Genomic DNA, 16,433 nt, shown 5'->3' with positions numbered 1-16,433 from the left:
CGGTTATTGAATCTACGCTACAATAACCGATGGTACTTTACGTTATCTGTCTAACACCACAACAATGAGGCTTTGCCATGAACGCAATCGTAATGATGGTTCTGGGTTTAGGCGCTATGTTTCTCGGTTATGTTTTTTACTCAAAATTCATTGCTGAGAAAATCTTTAAGCTTGATCCAAACTTCAGAACACCAGCTCATGAATTAGAAGACGGCGTTGACTTCGTCCCTACCAATAAATATGTTCTTTGGGGTCACCACTTTACATCTGTAGCCGGCGCAGCGCCTATTATCGGCCCTGCTATCGCCGTTATTTGGGGCTGGGTTCCCGCCTTCCTATGGGTCATTTTCGGAACCATATTTTTTGCTGGCGTACATGATGCAGGTGCTATTTGGGCAAGCAACCGTAATAAAGCAAAGTCTATTGGTAATTTAACCGGCGACGTTGTCGGAAAACGCTCTCAAACCTTATTTATGATCGTGATATTCCTCGTGTTGCTGATGGTTAATGCCGTTTTCGCCACAGCAATATCAGGTCTGCTCATCAAGTTCTCGAGTTCTGTGGTTCCTGTTTGGGGAGCGATTTTCGTTGCACTTATTATCGGTCAGATAATCTTCCGTAAATGGATGGGTCTTGGTGCCATATCGATCATTGGTGTTTTAGCACTATATGCACTTATTTGGGCCGGTCCATCTTTCCCACTTCAGTTACCTGAAACCGTTATGGGAATCAGTGATAACGCCCAATGGGTACTTATCCTGTTTGGTTACGCTGCTATCGCCTCATTGTTACCTGTTTGGGTATTATTGCAGCCTCGTGATTATATTAATGGCCTGCAGTTATTTATTGGTCTTATTCTGCTTTACGGTGCAACTTTACTGCTCGCCCCGGAAATATCAGCTCCGGCCTTTAACAGCAACACCCCGGAAGGCACTCCTTCCATGGTGCCATTGTTGTTCGTCACCATAGCCTGTGGTGCTATTTCTGGTTTCCACGGGCTGGTAGCCTCAGGAACAACGTCCAAACAGCTGGATAAAGAAACCGATGCCCGCTTTGTTGGTTACTTTGGTGCTATTGGTGAGGGTTCTCTTTCGTTGGCAACCATTATTGCTGCGACAGCAGGTTTTGCTACGTTAGCCGACTGGGAAGCCGTCTATTCTTCCTTCGGTCAGGGCGGTGTAGCAGCTTTCGTTGAAGGCGGTGCCAATATCATTAGTCAGGGTCTGGGTCTGGACGTAGGTATTTCCGAGACTTTACTGACTGTCATGGCGGTGCTGTTCGCCGGTACGACCATGGATACCGGTCTGCGCTTACAACGTTATATTTTTCAGGAATGGGGCAACCTGTATAACATCAACTGGATGCAGAAAGCCCTTCCGGCAACTCTGTTAGCTGTAGGTAGCTGCTTATTACTGGCATTTGGTGCCGGTGGAGCGGACGGTACCGGAGGTTTAGTCATCTGGCCTCTGTTCGGTACCACAAACCAGTTACTGGCCGGTTTAACTTTATTGGTCATTACTGTCATGCTGGTACGCTTGGGTCGTCCTATGTACTACACCCTGTTACCCTTAATTTTCTTACTGATAATGACCGTATTCGCGCTTATCGTTCAGCTTAAAGGCTTCTATGATAGTGGCGACTGGTTCTTAATGGGTCTGGATTTAGTGGTTCTGGTTGCGGCTATCTGGATTGCCCTTGAGGCCAGTGCCGGATTATCTAAAATCCGTAAAGAACAAAAGGCTCAGAAACAAGAATAAACAGGAGTAAGTAGCATGAACATTCAGTCCGTGCGCCGTTGGTTTAGTCGGGCAAGCGACTTAGCAAACGAGTTTTATAATGCGCCCTATCGCTCTGCTATTGCCCGTGCAAAGCGTGATGAAGACGACTTGTTCATGCTACTGGTTTTTTCTGAAATGATGGGCGTGCCGAATCCGGCCGCCTATTATACGCTGGAGCTACAACCGCTAATGTTGGAACGCTTCCACGAGTGGCATCAACGCATGGGGATGGAACACTCACCTCTTGATCACTTCCGTTGCTGCTAATTTTATAACCCGACCAGATACAGGGTTCATTTCTCATGTTGTTAAGCGATAAAAAAGTTTTGTTGATTGGCGGTAAAGGTGGCGTTGGTAAAACAACGGTTTCTTCGGCACTGGCGGTGCTGGCGGCTCGTCATGGCAAAAAGGTTTTACTGGTCTCAACTGACCCCGCCCACAGTCTGGCTGATGTTTTCGATCAGCAAATCGGTGATCACAAAACGGTTGTACGCGAAAATTTAACCGCATTAGAAATCGATCCTGACCACGAAGTAAAGGCACATATCGATCGTGTCAGTTCACAGATGAAGCGCTTTACTAACCCTGATCTTTTTCCTGAAATTGAACGGCAGATGCGCTTAACACAGCAGTCGCCCGGAGCACAGGAGGCTGCTTTGCTGGAGAGAATTTGTGCCGTTATTGATGAGGCAGAAAAAGATTACGACTTACTCATTTTCGACACCGCCCCTACTGGCCATACATTACGCTTGCTTACTTTGCCCGAAGCCATGGCAGCCTGGACTCAGGGAATGCTGCGTTCACAAAAGCGCTCTGAAAACTTAGATTCGGTATTGGATCATTTGTCCCCTAAAGCGGGTAAAGACATTAATAACCCCATGTCCGATCCTAAAGACAACGCCAGCGATGGTATGACCGACCGCACTCGCGCAATTACCGAACAGTTGTTAAATCGGCAACGCTTGTTCCAGCGAACCCGCCGATTATTACAAGATGAAAATTACACCTCTATTTTCTTTGTTTTAACTCCCGAGCGGCTTCCTATTCAGGAAACGGACCGGGCACTGCAGTCTCTAACCACTGAGAAGTTGCCTGTTGGCGGCGTTATCATTAACCGCATTTTGCCTGAACAAGCTGATGGAAGCTTTCTTGCAAAACGACGCACACAAGAAAAGTCTTATTTAGAAGACATAGCAAAGCGTTTTAACGCCTGGCCAAGTTACTCTCTTTATTTATTAGAGGAAGACATTCAGGGAGTAGCAGCTCTGGAAGCATTTGCAGATAACCTGGAACAAGCCGGCTTTTCTTCTTAACTGCCACTTTTTTGTCATCGGTTTCTCTTATAATACGTATACAGTGTCATCATTGTTACTAAGGAGAGCACTATGCGCGCTGTAGGATATAAAAAATCACTTCCTGTAGAAGACTCAAACTCATTACTGGACATTACGGTTGATGACCCAAAGCCAGAGGAAAACGACTTACTCGTTAAAGTAAAAGCTATTGCAGTTAACCCCGTCGATACAAAAATTCGAATGCGAATGGCACCTGAATCCGGCCATAAAATTATAGGCTGGGACGCTGTTGGTGAAGTTATATCAATGGGTAATAAAGTGACAGGTTTTGAACCAGGAGACAGAGTCTGGTACGCAGGTGATTTAACCCGTCCAGGTTGCAATGCTCAAATGCAGGTTGTTGATCACAGAATTGTCGGAAAGGCACCTGAAAACCTCGACAACTGTCAGGCAGCAGCCCTGCCTTTAACCAGCATTACCGCCTGGGAAGTACTTTTCGACCGGTTGCAAATTGATAAACCCTCTACTCACGCAAAGAGGACTTTATTGGTCATTGGCGGTGCCGGTGGTGTTGGCTCCATCTTAATTCAACTCGCCGCTCAATTGACCGATGCTACGATTATTGCCACAGCCTCACGCGCCGAGTCTCAGCAATGGGTGAAAGCCTTAGGCGCAGACCATGTTATTAATCATTACGACGATTTAGCCGAACAAATTGAAAGCACGGGTTCAGATCCGGTAACGGATGTTGCCTGCCTGACGCATAGCGAGCAATACTTTACTCAGTGCATGAAGTTTATGGCGCCTCAAGGACGCTTTTGCTTAATAGATGATCCTGCTGAAAATATTGATATTACATTAATGAAGCAAAAGAGCATCAGTCTTCACTGGGAGTTTATGTTTACCCGGTCTATGTTCAATACTGACGACATGATAAAGCAACAGGAGTTACTTAATCATATTTCTGAAATGGTCGAAAAAGGTCAAATACGCTCAACACTTGGTAAAACCTTTGGCGAAATGAATGCAGAGAACCTTCGCAAAGCACATGAAGCAATTGAAAGTCAGAGAACCATAGGAAAAATTGCATTAACTGTTGCCGAATAGTTTTACAAACATACATGAATGTATGTATAATTCCGGAATGCTAATAAATTTATAGGCCAGAGGTAGGTTTAATGAACACGCGTTTTAGGTTTGTCCCAATTTTAGCAACGGGTATCCTGTTAACAGGAGTACTAGCCGCTTGCAGTGACCAACAGCAGCAACAACAAGGCCAACAGCAAGCGGCCCAAGTAGAAGTGGTTACAATAACCCCTGAATCATTGAATCTAAGCGTTGATTTACCGGGGCGGACTGCCGCCTACCGCGTAGCACAGGTTCGGCCTCAGGTCAGTGGTGTCTTGCTTGATCGAACCTTTGAGGAAGGTACTTTTGTCGAAAAAGGACAACAGCTCTATCAAATTGATCCCGCCGTGTACGAAGCAGAATTAGCCAGTGCTGAAGCCGAGGTTGAGAGTGCTAAAGCCGTATTACGCAGCTCTGAGCTACGTTATAAACGTTTTCAGGAACTCCTCAATGAAAACGCCGTTAGCAGAGATGAATTTGATAGCGCAGAAGCCACTTTCTATCAAAATAAAGCGGCGGTTTCTTTAGCTGAAGCTCATTTGAAGAATGCCCGTATTAATCTTGAATACACGAAAGTAAACGCCCCTATTAGTGGCATTATCGGTCGTTCAAACTTTACTGAAGGGGCATTGTTAACCGCCTCACAAGCCGACCCTCTGGTTACTATTAACCAACTAGACCCAATCTACGTCGATATTAATCAGTCCAGTAAACAGTTTATGAAATTACAGGCTGACATTAAGTCGGGTCGTATTCAGGCCAACGACAAGGGAAACGCTCCAGTTCGGTTAAAACTGAATGGTCTCGATTACGACCAGAAAGGCGAATTACTCTTCTCAGAGGTTAGCGTTGACGAAGACACCGGTGCCATTTTACTTCGTGCGGTATTCCCTAATCCGGATAAGACGCTTTACCCAGGCATGTTCGTACGTGCAGAAGTCAGCGAAGGCAGCATAAGTGACGCCATTCAGGTACCACAAAAAGCCGTTACCCGAGACCCACGTGGACGCCCTTATGTCATGCTGGTTAATGACGACAATACTGTCGAACAGCGAATGATTACAACTGAACGTGCCATCGACAACAAATGGCTGATCTCTGATGGCCTGAAAGAAGGAGACACTGTGGTCACCTCAGGCTTACAAAAGATTCGCCCCGGCGATGAAGTCACTATCGATTCGTCCAACTCTGAACAGCAGCAGTAAGGGAAGTCAGTAATGGCCAAGTTTTTTATTAACCGCCCGATATTTGCATGGGTTATCGCACTGCTGACAATGATGGCCGGTGCCATCGCTATGATACAGCTGCCTATAGCTCAGTATCCAACCATTGCTCCGCCTGCTGTCGAGATTCAGGTGAGCTACCCTGGTGCTAACGCTGAAACGGTGTCTAACACAGTTACCAAAGTGATCGAACAGAACATGACAGGTATCGATAACCTGCTTTACTTCTCTTCACAAAGCAACTTTGGTAATGCAAGTATCAGCCTGACTTTCGCGTCAGGAACAGATCCGGATATTGCTCAGGTTCAGGTTCAGAATAAGCTGTCACAGGCAACTCCACAGCTACCTCAGGAAGTACAAGCTCAGGGCATTACTGTCAGTAAATCCAGCAGTTCGTTCCTAATGGTTGCGGCGCTTGTTGCGACCGACGACCGCTACACACAAACCGACTTAAGTGACTATATTGCCTCGAATATTCAGGATCCTATAGCCCGTACAACCGGCGTTGGTAATGTTCAGTTATTTGGTGCGCCTTATGCTATGCGTATTTGGGTCGATCCTTCTGCGTTAGTTAATTACGGCATGACCATGGCCGATATAAAAGACGCTATCCGAGCACAAAATGCTCAGGTTGCGGCAGGTGAATTAGGCGGAACCCCGGCTGTTGACGGCCAACGTCTTAATTCGACAATTATTGCCCAAACCAGAATGTCTGACGCAGATCAATTTGAAAACATCACCTTAAAGGTTTTACCTGACGGTTCTCAGGTGCGTCTAAAAGATGTTGCAGAGGTCGAAAAAGGTGCTGAAAACTACTCCATTAAGGCAAATTACAACGGAAAGCCTGCCACGGGTCTCGCTATAAACTTGCAGACTGGTGCTAACGCGTTAGAAACTGCCGATGCTGTTAAAGCCCGCATGGACGAACTTGAACAGTTTTTCCCGGATGGAATGGAATTAGTCACGGCTTATGACACTACACCCTTTATTAAGATTTCAATTTCAGAAGTTGCGCAGGTACTAATAGAAGCGATCATTCTGGTCTTCCTGTTAATGTTCGTTTTCCTGCAGAATTTACGGGCAACCCTAATTCCGACGCTGGCAATTCCAGTTGTTATTCTGGGCACTATGGGTGTCATGTCTTTGGCTGGCTTCTCAATTAACACCCTGACCATGTTCGGTATGGTACTTTCCATCGGTTTATTGGTTGATGATGCCATCGTTGTTGTTGAAAACGTTGAACGCCTAATGTCTGAAGAAGGTTTATCACCCAAACAGGCAACAATAAAATCGATGGGGCAAATTACCGGCGCACTGGTTGCCATCGGTGTGGTAATGGCAGCGGTATTCGCACCCATGGCCTTCTTCCCGGGATCCACTGGTGCTGTTTACCGACAGTTCTCATTGACCATTATTACCTCTATGGGTCTATCGGTTCTTGTGGCGATAATTTTCTCACCGGCACTGTGCGCTACTCTGCTTAAACCGGTTAAGCATGACAAAAACAGTGGCTGGGGACCGCTTGGATGGTTCAACCGTACCCTTGAGAAGTGGACCGTCAAGTATACAAACTCCATTCATTCAATTTTACGCCGCACCATTCGCTTTGGCTTGCTGTATTTGGGTATTATTGGCGTTCTTGCCTACCTCTTTACTCAACTGCCATCATCTTTCTTACCTGACGAAGACCGTGGAGTATTTCTGACCCAAATGCAGTTACCGGTTGGTTCTACCATAGAACAATCGGTCAACACTATGGACAAAATTGAAGACTACTACCTGAACCAGGAAGATGCAGTGCAGTCCGTCTTCTCCGTTGTTGGGTTTAGTTTCTCAGGGCGCAGTCAGGCTAACGGTATCGCTTTTGTTCGTTTAAAAGACTGGGATGAGCGTGACGAAAGCCAGAGCGTTGAAGCTGTTATTGGACGAGCTTTTGGTTTCTTTGCGACAATTAAAGAAGCCATGGTCTTTGCCTTTAACCTGCCACCAATTCCGGAACTCGGCGTTTCCAGCGGTTTTAATCTGTTTTTACAAGACCGGGGGAACCTGGGTCATGCCGGTTTGCTCGAAGCCCGTAACCAATTACTGGGTATGGCCGGACAAAACGATAAACTGGTTCAGGTACGCCCGAACGGACTTGAAGACGCTCCACAGCTGCGAATTGATATCGATTTTGAAAAAGCTCAGGCACAGGGGCTAACTATCGCAAGTATCAACGACACCTTGAGCACTGCCTGGGGCTCATCCTATGTGAATGACTTTATTGACCGGGGAAGGGTCAAAAAAGTGTACCTTCAGGGCGAAGCTGAATCTCGTATGCTGCCGCAGGATATTAACGACTGGTACGTACGAAATAACCAGGGCGACATGGTGCCATTCAGCTCCTTCTCCAGTTGGGAATGGACTTATGGTCCACAGCGAGTGGAGAGCTATAACGGCGTTTCTGCAATGGAGATCCAGGGGCAAGCGGCTCCGGGCGTTAGCACCGGTGAAGCGATGCTTGAAATGGAGCGAATGATCGAGCAACTGCCGCCGGGAATAGGCTTTGAGTGGACAGGTATTTCACTGCAAGAACGTCAATCCGGTGATTTCGCCCCAATTCTTTATAGCGTATCCCTGATTGTCGTATTCCTTTTCCTTGCAGCGCTTTACGAGAGTTGGTCGATACCTTTCTCTGTCATGCTCGTTGTACCTTTGGGAATTTTAGGTGCTGTTATCGCCGTCATGCTGCGGGGTATTTCTAACGATGTCTATTTCCAGGTTGGTCTGCTAACCACTGTTGGTGTATCGGCACGGAACGCGATACTCATCGTGGAGTTTGCCAAAGACTTACAGGAACAGGGCAAGGAGCTGTTAGAAGCTACTCTCGAAGCCGTACGTTTACGTTTGCGCCCTATTCTTATGACATCTCTGGCCTTCGTATTCGGTGTTATGCCTCTGGCACTAAGTGATGGTGCCGGTGCTGCAAGCCGTAATGCCATCGGAACCAGTGTTATCGGCGGTATGATAGGCGGTACTGTGCTGGCAATCTTCTTTGTTCCACTGTTCTTTTATGTGATACGACGAATTTTCCCGCCCAAACAACCTGAAGAGTAACAGAAACAAAAAAAACCGGAGTTTGAACTCCGGTTTTTTTTGGAAGCTGGAAGCTATTTTTAAACCGCCTTTTTAAAGACCAACAACTTTTGACCTCTGTAACTCAATAAAAAGACCAACCCTTCCGCTAGCGGTTTGCCAATAAATGGTGTCAGCCCTATGTATCTAAACACCTCTGTTAGCCCATAGTTAGCAGCGATCAGAACTACCGCTAAAAATCCGTATTTTGTCGCATCCCACGCAATATGAGAACCTTGCTTGAATACCCACTGACGGTTTAAAGAAAAATTAAATACTCCGGAAATCACTCTGGCTAAAATAATCGACTCAAGCACTTGTCCTGAAAAAAAGTAAGCCGTAGCAAAAACCGAGTAATCAAGTCCGGCAGACAAAATACCAATACTGGCAAATTTTAAAAACTTTCGATAAATTTTTATGGAGTCGACAATGGGCCGATAATGACTGGTTTCATTGCCTTCCTCATAGACCGTGGTAATTTCCTGAGACTTTATCCGGTAACCATAACGTTTAGCGGACAAAAGCATCTCTAATTCAAACTCATAACCACAGCTGTTGAAGTCAACAAGCTCTTCCAAAAAGCCGACAGGAACTCCCCGCAGTCCAGTTTGTGTGTCTTTAATATCCTGCCCTGTTACAAGCCTGAAAATAACGCGAGTTAACTTATTGCCCACTTTAGAACGCAAAGGAATGTCATTTTCATCAAAAGTTCGGCTACCCAGCCATAACTTATCCGGATACCCCTTTAGGCGTGTGCAAACAGCAAGTATGTCTTCAGCAAGATGTTGTCCGTCAGCGTCAGCAGTAACCGCTCCTGAACAACGTTCCTCTTTCTGCGACAGAATCCATCGAAAAGCGGTACGTAATGCAGCACCTTTTCCCTGGTTTTTCTCATGTTCTAAAATGTGAATGCGGTGTCGGTTGGCAAGTTCCTGAAAAACGGATTTGGGCTGACTGCCATCATCAACAATGATAATTCCCAGAAAGTGGCTCCAGTCCGGGTCTTTCGCTGAGACCTCATCAACAAGCGCCAGCAAGTGATGATCAGGGTCCAGCGCAGGAATAACTATATAAGGTTTTTTCATTCGAGCACTGAACCCTGTTTTTTAAGATTTTTTGTCCTGATCGTCTTTAACTTCGTATTCCCCGTCGATAACCGATCCGCCATCCTCTCGCCTATTCTCATAATGTTCTTGTTGTTTTTGATGTTGGCGTTGTTGTTCCTGATAGTGCTCTTTGGCTTGTTTACGCATTCGCCAAACCTGTTTAATTGTGTGGCGCTGACGCCACATTACAGGAATCGCCAGCAGCAATAAAACTACCGCAATGACCATACCAAACGCCAGTCCAAGACCCACTAAAACCAGCAATAAAAAAAGGCCCAGCAAACGACTGAGCCAGTTACCGGAGGAACTTCCTCCGGTACGTGAACCTTGATTGAAACGGACATAAACTTTATCTCGTTTATGAGTCATAACTGCTCCTAAAAAATGACTGCAAAGTTAAGACAACTTACGGCTGCGACCGTTCCTACAAGGTTATCTTAACACTTATTTTCGCATATCTTCTGTTGCTTTACGCGCTGCCTCAAATTCATTTCCGGGTGCCCACTGAGGCCACTCGCGTGAATTTGCCAACTCGTTACCTATTGAGTAGAAGATAGACATATCCTGTTGAACACCGCGCAGGTCCCAATCTTCATTATACTCATCTGCTGGTTTGTGATAAGCATCGCGATTAAAGATAGCACGTTGCTCTTCGGTCCATTCACGGCCGTTCTCGACGTGATCGTTTCCGCCTTTCGCATACAGCATAGGCACACCTCGTTTAGCCAAATTGAAATGATCTGAACGATAGAAAGAGCCAACTTCCGGAGTTGGTTCAGGTGCTACATAACGATCTTGGGCCTTTACGTAGCGTTTCAAGTAGTCTTCCATAGAAGAATTACCATAACCCACCACAACCATGTCTTTCATCGGGCCATAGACGTTCATAACGTCCATGTTAATACCACCAACCGCTTTGCCCAGCGGCAGCATGGGGTGAGTCGCGTACCAGTCAGAGCCCAATAAACCACTTTCTTCTGCACCTACAGCAGCAAAAACAATTGAGCGTTCAGGCTGAGGTCCTTTTGCAAACTGCTCTGCCATGGCCATTAGCGCGGCAGTACCTGAAGCATTATCCTGCGCTCCGTTATAGATAGGATCATCTTCACGGACAGGATCCGTTCCCAGGTGATCGTGGTGAGCCATATAAATAACGTGCTCTTCAGGATATTCAGAGCCCTCAATATAACCAATCACATTGTTGGTATCTAAATACTCAAATTTATTATTAATTGTTAATGACGCTTCAATATTCAGTGGCTCTGGCTTAAACTCACCACTCAGCGCCAGCTCCCGCATTTGTTCCAGATCTTTACCGACGCTGGAAAAAAGTGCATTTGCGCTTTCCTCAGTTACCCAGCCTTCAATCGCCGAACGATCCATATTTTTGTTTTCACGTTTTAAGTCAAAACGCACTGGTGAGCCACCAGCCACAACGCCCCAACCGTAACCGGCAGGTCCTGTTTCGTGTATTACAAAGGCGGCTTCAGCCCCCTGCCGAGCAGCTTCCTCAAACTTATAAGTCCAACGGCCATAGTAGGTCATTGCGTTACCATTAAATAGCTCTGGGTCACCGGTTGCGTAGCCCGGGTCATTAACCAACATGACAACGGTCTTACCTTCAACGTCCAGTCCCTCATAGTCGTTCCAGTCATATTCAGGAGCAACAATACCGTATCCGACAAAAACAACATCGCTGTCTTCAACTTTCACTTCATCCACCACACGCGGCGTCCAGGCCATCATCTCGGTGCGGTATTCCATAGACTCAGGAGCTGACTCACCACTGAAGTTTAAAGAAGTGACTTTGTACGGCATAAGCTTTACGAGTGGAACCGGCTGACGGTAGCTATCATTTTCTTCGTCATAAGGTTTCAGTCCCCATTCACGAAAGTGGTTCTCAATAAAGCTCACCGTTTTTTCGCCGCCAGCAGATGCAGGTGCACGCCCTTCGAACTCATCAGAAGATAAGGTTTTCAAATAATCTCTGTAGTTAGGGTTAAAGGCTGAGTCCTGAATATCTGCAACAGCTTTATCGGTGTCATTATCTGACTGAGTGGCCGGTCCACAGGCTGCTAATACAGTCAAACTCAGCGCCCCCATTATGACGTACTTCATGGTCTCTCCTATTATTTACTTTTCGTTATTGTTATTTTCTTTTGCCGACTCGCAATTACCGTCCGGGCTTTTATTTAATTGATCACCCGTACGTATATCGTGCTCAGCAAAAAATCCCGCATTCACTTCAAGCACACTCCAGTAACGTTTACCCGGAGAATAGCTTCGACAGTTATTCGGGTCGTTACTGCCACAAGGTCGCATCGTAAAAGTTTTTACAATACGCCGATTTTTATCAAGGTATGCGATATCCAGTGGAATCAAAGTCTGGTACATCCAGAAACCGCTATAACCAGGCCTCTCCTGCCCATAACGAAACCACATGCCATTATATTTGCTCAGCGACTCCCGTTGCATCAATCCACGAGCATGCTGTTCCTGAGTATCGGCAAGCTCTACCGTTAAAGGTTGAGACAAGTCACCCAGGCAAACTTTAGTCGTATCAAATTCCTGAGGCTCAGGAACTTGCCACTGCTGCGCCTGAACGCAAAATGGCAGCATAAAAATTAAAGCGAAAAACACTCGGTAATTCATTCCATTACCCCTGTCATTATTCATTCCTTCGATTCTGTCCTATCCAACGGGAGATCGCAATTCAAACCTCAGCTGGAACACGACAATTGAGATACCTGTTCATTGGGCTTCGGGGGCTTGGCCCAGACACTGTCACTTAAAGCATCGTCAAACGGATTCATTAACGCCTGCGTATACTCTTCCAATAATGAATTATCACCAGCCTCTGACGCCTCTATTACACGCTGAGCATGATGCGTTCTGACAATAACCCAAGGGTTTACCTGCTTCATGACATCAATGTCAGTATAACCATTAATTGCTGATTGATACTCCTGCCACCAGCTTTCTCCACTTTGCTTAAGCAGCCCTTTCGGTTCGCCCGCTTCAACCGAATCAATTAAATCTCTGAACGAGAGCTGGTAATCCGCGTTATTGACTTCAAGCAAACCCAACCACCCCCCTATTAACGCCATTTTCTGTTCATCCGGAACAGCGGATAAGCCCAGCCGCTTGGTCATAAGATTAAGATACGCCTGGCGCAACTGAGTTTCATAATTATCAAGTGCGCTCTGCAATCCGTCAGACTCTACAATGGGACTCAATGCCTGAGCCAGCCGCTTTAAATTCCATAATCCAATGCCCGGTTGCTGAAAGAATCCGTAGCGCCCGCCAGCATCGGTATGATTGAAAATCTTTTCAGGTTCATAATTATCTAAGAATGCATAAGGCCCAAAGTCAAAGGTTTCCCCGGCTATACTCATATTGTCGGTGTTCATTACGCCATGAATAAACCCATAGGCCTGCCATCCGGCTATCATCTCCGCTGTGCTTTTGACCACCTGAGCAAAGCCTTCAGCAACGCTGGCATCGGCTAACTGTGGCCAGACCGTTTCAATAGTGTCCTGCCACAGGCGTTTCATAGTATCTTCAAGGTTACGATGAAAACAGTGCTCAAAATGCCCGAAACGCACGTGAGTTGCCGCAGTGCGGGCCAAAATCGCGCCTGGCTCCAGACGTTCCCGCTGTATCTTTCCTTCAGTTGATACTAACGCCAGTGCCCGAGTTGTCGGCACGCCCAGTGCGTAAAAGGCCTCACTTGCCAATAACTCACGCACAGACGAGCGTAAAACAGCTCTGCCGTCCGCCCCTCTGCTGTATGGCGTTGGCCCTGCTCCTTTTACATGAATGTCCTGTAGCTTCTCACCAACAACAACCTGACCCAACAGTAGCCCTCGCCCGTCTCCTAAATAAGGATTAAAATGGCCAAACTGATGCCCGGCATACTTCTGAGCCACAGGCTCTGCGCCCGGCCATGGCTCAAGGCCGCCCAGCCACTCGGCAAGTTTAGCCGGCGGCTTATCCCCTGCTGATAGTTCAGCCCATAACGGTTCGTTCAGCCACAATAAGTTAGCCTTACCATCCGGCTTAATCGGTTGACTTGTTGTTATTTCAGGGAACTTCCGAGCATAACGGTTATCAAAAACTATTGGCATACATCCTCCTGCTCATTAGATTGTTACACAGTCAGCGAGGCTTGCATAATTCATAATAAATCAGCTAAGGTCGCAGCGTTCGACCAAAGGCAGCAAAGGAAGCCGGATGCAATTGCACTCATTACGACGTATTACAGCAATAGGTGGTGGTCATGGACTCGGTCGAGTTTTATCGACTCTGTCCTTTATGAAACATAAACTCGTAGGTATTGTCGCGACTACAGACAACGGCGGCGCTACTGGTTTATTGCGTGAATCGCAGCATTGCATTGCCTGGGGTGATATTCGCAACTGCTTATCACAGCTTGTGGAGCAACCCCTTGCGGCTGAAGTACTCAATTACCGTTTTGACTGTACCTCCTCTCTTCATGGTCATAATTTCGGCAATTTGCTGCTTTATACACTGGACCAACTCAGTGCCCGCCCGTTAGACGGTATTCAGCTTTTAAGTCGTCTTTTGAATATCGACAACCGAATTTTACCTATGTCGGAATGCCCGACAGATCTTATAGCAACAACGGCGGACGGCATTCAGTGCCATGGCGAAATTCGTATTGATAAGCTTCCTGCCATGCCTCGGAAGCTGTCTCTATCAGGCACAGTTAAAGCCACTCCTGAAGCCATTCGCCATATACAGAATAGCCAGTTAATATTGCTGGGACCGGGTAGCTTTATGACGTCGGTTATGCCTCCGCTATTGGTTTCTGGTATACGCGACGCGCTGCTGACAACAAATGCGAAAGTCGTCTTTATTGATAACCTGGCTGATGAGAGTGGGCCGGCTGGCGCAATGAGTCTGGCCGATAAAATCTCATTTATTGAAAAACAGCTCGGTCAGCAAATTATCGATTTAGCGCTAAGCAATAAAGAAGAGAAAGACCTGAAGTTACCGGTTATTGGCGGCTTGGAAAGTGATAAAGATGTCCATTACCGCCATAACACCAGTAATTTATTGGCTAAACTGCAAGAGGCCAGCAAGCAGCTTTTAACAGAAAGTGCTTAACCGCCGTCAGCTGAAATCCGCGAAGCCACCGCTCCATGCTGATCTTTATATTTAGCATCGTCTCGTTTGTTATAAGGTCTTGCGCAGGGACTGCTCAACTTCTCAAAGCTGATGGCACCAATTTTCATACCGGCTCTCAGAGCCAGAGGTAACTTTCCACTATTGTAAAATTCCAGCACTATTTGCCCTGACCAACCCGGGTCAATACGATGCGCCGTTACGTGAACCATTAAACCTAAGCGTGCTAACGACGAACGTCCGTCCAGCCAGCCAACCATATCTGCGGGTAATGTAATTGATTCATGCGTTACGGCTAGTGCAAACTCGCCCGGGTGAATGAAGAAAGCCTGATCATCTTTTAGCACAATTTCATCACTCATGACTTCACGAATCGCCGCTTCAATGGCTTCACGTGAGCCACTGATATCGATAAAAGGTGCGGCATGATCCTGCAATACACGAAAATCGTTGCCTAAATGAATATCCAGTGTCACGCCTGAAATATTACTGGCTTGGGGTGCAGGTTCGACACCTATAATTCCGTCTTTCAAATGTTGTTCTATTTCAGTGTCGTTTAGGCGCATGGTTGATCTATCTCCGTGTTGTCGTTTAAGACCTTAAGGCCAGTACTATAACGAATTTTCCTGTTGATAATAGAGGTTTGCCGCAACTTGTTGTGCAGAATTAAAAATTAACTGACTTAACGGGTGTTGTGGCTGTGCTATTAACAGCGGGGTATCACCATCAAGACTTTCTCTTAGCTCACTATTTAAAGGCCACTGCCCGAGTAGCGGCAAGTGATGCTCTGTTGCCATGTCCGCTCCTCCATTTTTGCCAAAAACCGGATCTTCATGCCCGCAGGCCGGACATTGGTAATAGCTCATGTTTTCCAATATACCCACTAATGGAATATTCAGTTTTTTAAACATGCCCACACCTTTTTCTGCGTCTTTCAACGCTACCGTTTGCGGTGTTGTCACCACAACCGCCCCGGTAACCGGCAGCTTCTGAGCCATGGTCAGCTGAATATCGCCAGTGCCGGGTGGCATATCGACAATAAGATAGTCCAATGCCGGCCAGGCAGTATCTTTGTAGAGTTGCTGCAACGCACCACTGGCCATTGGCCCACGCCAAATTGTCGCGTCTTTATCATCGACTAAGTAACCCAGCGAATGCACATGGAGGCCGTGTCGTTGCAGTGGCTGCATTTTATTGTTTTTTGTCAGCTCCATATCGCCGTGCCTTCCACCTAACATGGTAGGAATCGACGGGCCATAAATGTCGGCATCAAGCAGGCCAACACTAGCACCAAGCTCAGATAAGGCCAAAGCCAGGTTAACACTTACCGATGACTTACCAACGCCGCCCTTACCGGAAGAGACGACAATGACATTTCCAGTCGTTAGCGGTAACTCTGGTTGAGAATTTTTCAGCTTTTTGATGTGACAGTTAAGTTGCCATTCAAACTCCCCCAACTCGGCGTCATTCTGAATAGCCTGAAGTAAACTTTCGCCGGCAACAAAAGGTAAGTTCAGGACCCGCTCTTTACCAGAGCCGGTCACCCAGTTCTCAGGAATACCATTCGGCAATAAGGGGTGAGTAAAATCTGTCATCATCAACCTCAAGGATCTGTGTATCAGGCAAGAGCTATGCTAACAT

Annotated in this window: 14 protein-coding genes; 7 read left to right on the top strand and 7 right to left on the bottom strand. The window is 46.6% G+C overall.

Annotation, left to right across the window (positions count from 1 at the left end):
• Positions 1-77 precede the first annotated feature (77 nt).
• The 6 genes from ACP7FG_RS01175 (at position 78) to ACP7FG_RS01150 (ending at position 8,520) form a co-directional block, all read left to right on the top strand.
• Complete coding sequence (locus ACP7FG_RS01175) at positions 78-1,757, top strand: carbon starvation CstA family protein (RefSeq protein ID WP_417447476.1); 1,680 nt, start codon at positions 78-80, stop codon at positions 1,755-1,757.
• A gap of 15 nt (positions 1,758-1,772) precedes the next feature.
• A complete protein-coding gene (locus ACP7FG_RS01170) occupies positions 1,773-2,045 on the top strand; it encodes a cory-CC-star protein (RefSeq protein WP_011233950.1) in 273 nt (90 codons plus the stop codon).
• 35 nt (positions 2,046-2,080) lie between these two features.
• The gene (locus ACP7FG_RS01165) at positions 2,081-3,091 is read left to right on the top strand and encodes an ArsA family ATPase (RefSeq protein ID WP_054487920.1); all 1,011 of its coding nucleotides are present in this window, start codon (positions 2,081-2,083) and stop codon (positions 3,089-3,091) included.
• Between the two features lie 72 nt (positions 3,092-3,163).
• Positions 3,164-4,180, top strand: a complete 1,017-nt coding sequence (locus ACP7FG_RS01160; protein WP_439225268.1) for a zinc-binding alcohol dehydrogenase family protein — start codon at positions 3,164-3,166, stop codon at positions 4,178-4,180.
• A 71-nt stretch (positions 4,181-4,251) separates the two neighbouring features.
• Positions 4,252-5,406: an efflux RND transporter periplasmic adaptor subunit gene (locus ACP7FG_RS01155; protein ID WP_439225267.1), complete on the top strand. Its 1,155-nt coding sequence runs from the start codon at positions 4,252-4,254 to the stop codon at positions 5,404-5,406.
• A 12-nt stretch (positions 5,407-5,418) separates the two neighbouring features.
• Positions 5,419-8,520, top strand: a complete 3,102-nt coding sequence (locus ACP7FG_RS01150; protein WP_439225266.1) for an efflux RND transporter permease subunit — start codon at positions 5,419-5,421, stop codon at positions 8,518-8,520.
• Between the two features lie 59 nt (positions 8,521-8,579).
• Here ACP7FG_RS01150 and ACP7FG_RS01145 read toward each other — a convergent pair whose 3' ends face one another.
• The 5 genes from ACP7FG_RS01145 to ACP7FG_RS01125 all read right to left on the bottom strand — a co-directional run bounded on the left by ACP7FG_RS01145 (position 8,580) and on the right by ACP7FG_RS01125 (position 13,771).
• Positions 8,580-9,623: a GtrA family protein gene (locus ACP7FG_RS01145; RefSeq protein ID WP_439225265.1), complete on the bottom strand. Its 1,044-nt coding sequence runs from the start codon at positions 9,621-9,623 to the stop codon at positions 8,580-8,582.
• Between the two features lie 21 nt (positions 9,624-9,644).
• Complete coding sequence (locus ACP7FG_RS01140; RefSeq protein ID WP_054487928.1) at positions 9,645-10,013, bottom strand: hypothetical protein; 369 nt, start codon at positions 10,011-10,013, stop codon at positions 9,645-9,647.
• A 75-nt stretch (positions 10,014-10,088) separates the two neighbouring features.
• Complete coding sequence (locus ACP7FG_RS01135) at positions 10,089-11,762, bottom strand: M28 family metallopeptidase (protein WP_439225264.1); 1,674 nt, start codon at positions 11,760-11,762, stop codon at positions 10,089-10,091.
• A 15-nt stretch (positions 11,763-11,777) separates the two neighbouring features.
• Entirely contained in the window at positions 11,778-12,296 is a 519-nt protein-coding gene (locus ACP7FG_RS01130) for a DUF192 domain-containing protein (RefSeq protein ID WP_439225263.1), read from the bottom strand.
• Positions 12,297-12,364: 68 nt separating this feature from the next.
• Positions 12,365-13,771 (bottom strand): protein adenylyltransferase SelO, encoded by a 1,407-nt coding sequence (locus ACP7FG_RS01125; RefSeq protein ID WP_439225262.1) that lies wholly within the window; start codon positions 13,769-13,771, stop codon positions 12,365-12,367.
• Positions 13,772-13,877: 106 nt separating this feature from the next.
• Here ACP7FG_RS01125 and ACP7FG_RS01120 point away from each other — a divergent pair, with 106 nt between their 5' ends.
• Positions 13,878-14,774 carry a gluconeogenesis factor YvcK family protein gene (locus tag ACP7FG_RS01120; RefSeq protein ID WP_439225261.1) on the top strand — a complete coding sequence of 299 codons (897 nt, stop codon included), beginning with the start codon at positions 13,878-13,880 and terminating at the stop codon, positions 14,772-14,774.
• On the opposite strand, the gene dcd is transcribed toward ACP7FG_RS01120, so the two are convergent.
• Both dcd and apbC read right to left on the bottom strand, forming a co-directional pair.
• Entirely contained in the window at positions 14,771-15,358 is a 588-nt protein-coding gene (dcd, locus tag ACP7FG_RS01115) for a dCTP deaminase (RefSeq protein ID WP_054487937.1), read from the bottom strand. The two genes, ACP7FG_RS01120 and dcd, sit on opposite strands and share 4 nt — an antisense overlap.
• 45 nt (positions 15,359-15,403) lie before the next feature.
• The gene (gene apbC / locus ACP7FG_RS01110) at positions 15,404-16,390 is read right to left on the bottom strand and encodes an iron-sulfur cluster carrier protein ApbC (RefSeq protein WP_439225260.1); all 987 of its coding nucleotides are present in this window, start codon (positions 16,388-16,390) and stop codon (positions 15,404-15,406) included.
• Positions 16,391-16,433: the final 43 nt, after the last annotated feature.

Source organism: Idiomarina sp. ST10R2A5 (assembly GCF_051842325.1).
GTDB lineage: Bacteria > Pseudomonadota > Gammaproteobacteria > Enterobacterales > Alteromonadaceae > Idiomarina > Idiomarina abyssalis.
The sequence above is the reverse complement of the archived record's forward strand: the minus strand, read 5'-3'. Positions and strand labels throughout refer to the sequence as shown.

Coding starts and splice junctions, on each gene's coding strand:
- ACP7FG_RS01175 (WP_417447476.1), top strand. CDS start 78: ATGAACGCAATCGTAATGATGGTTCTGGGTTTAGGCGCTATGTTTCTC.
- ACP7FG_RS01170 (WP_011233950.1), top strand. CDS start 1,773: ATGAACATTCAGTCCGTGCGCCGTTGGTTTAGTCGGGCAAGCGACTTA.
- ACP7FG_RS01165 (WP_054487920.1), top strand. CDS start 2,081: ATGTTGTTAAGCGATAAAAAAGTTTTGTTGATTGGCGGTAAAGGTGGC.
- ACP7FG_RS01160 (WP_439225268.1), top strand. CDS start 3,164: ATGCGCGCTGTAGGATATAAAAAATCACTTCCTGTAGAAGACTCAAAC.
- ACP7FG_RS01155 (WP_439225267.1), top strand. CDS start 4,252: ATGAACACGCGTTTTAGGTTTGTCCCAATTTTAGCAACGGGTATCCTG.
- ACP7FG_RS01150 (WP_439225266.1), top strand. CDS start 5,419: ATGGCCAAGTTTTTTATTAACCGCCCGATATTTGCATGGGTTATCGCA.
- ACP7FG_RS01145 (WP_439225265.1), bottom strand. CDS start 9,623: ATGAAAAAACCTTATATAGTTATTCCTGCGCTGGACCCTGATCATCAC.
- ACP7FG_RS01140 (WP_054487928.1), bottom strand. CDS start 10,013: ATGACTCATAAACGAGATAAAGTTTATGTCCGTTTCAATCAAGGTTCA.
- ACP7FG_RS01135 (WP_439225264.1), bottom strand. CDS start 11,762: ATGAAGTACGTCATAATGGGGGCGCTGAGTTTGACTGTATTAGCAGCC.
- ACP7FG_RS01130 (WP_439225263.1), bottom strand. CDS start 12,296: ATGAATTACCGAGTGTTTTTCGCTTTAATTTTTATGCTGCCATTTTGC.
- ACP7FG_RS01125 (WP_439225262.1), bottom strand. CDS start 13,771: ATGCCAATAGTTTTTGATAACCGTTATGCTCGGAAGTTCCCTGAAATA.
- ACP7FG_RS01120 (WP_439225261.1), top strand. CDS start 13,878: ATGCAATTGCACTCATTACGACGTATTACAGCAATAGGTGGTGGTCAT.
- dcd (WP_054487937.1), bottom strand. CDS start 15,358: ATGCGCCTAAACGACACTGAAATAGAACAACATTTGAAAGACGGAATT.
- apbC (WP_439225260.1), bottom strand. CDS start 16,390: ATGATGACAGATTTTACTCACCCCTTATTGCCGAATGGTATTCCTGAG.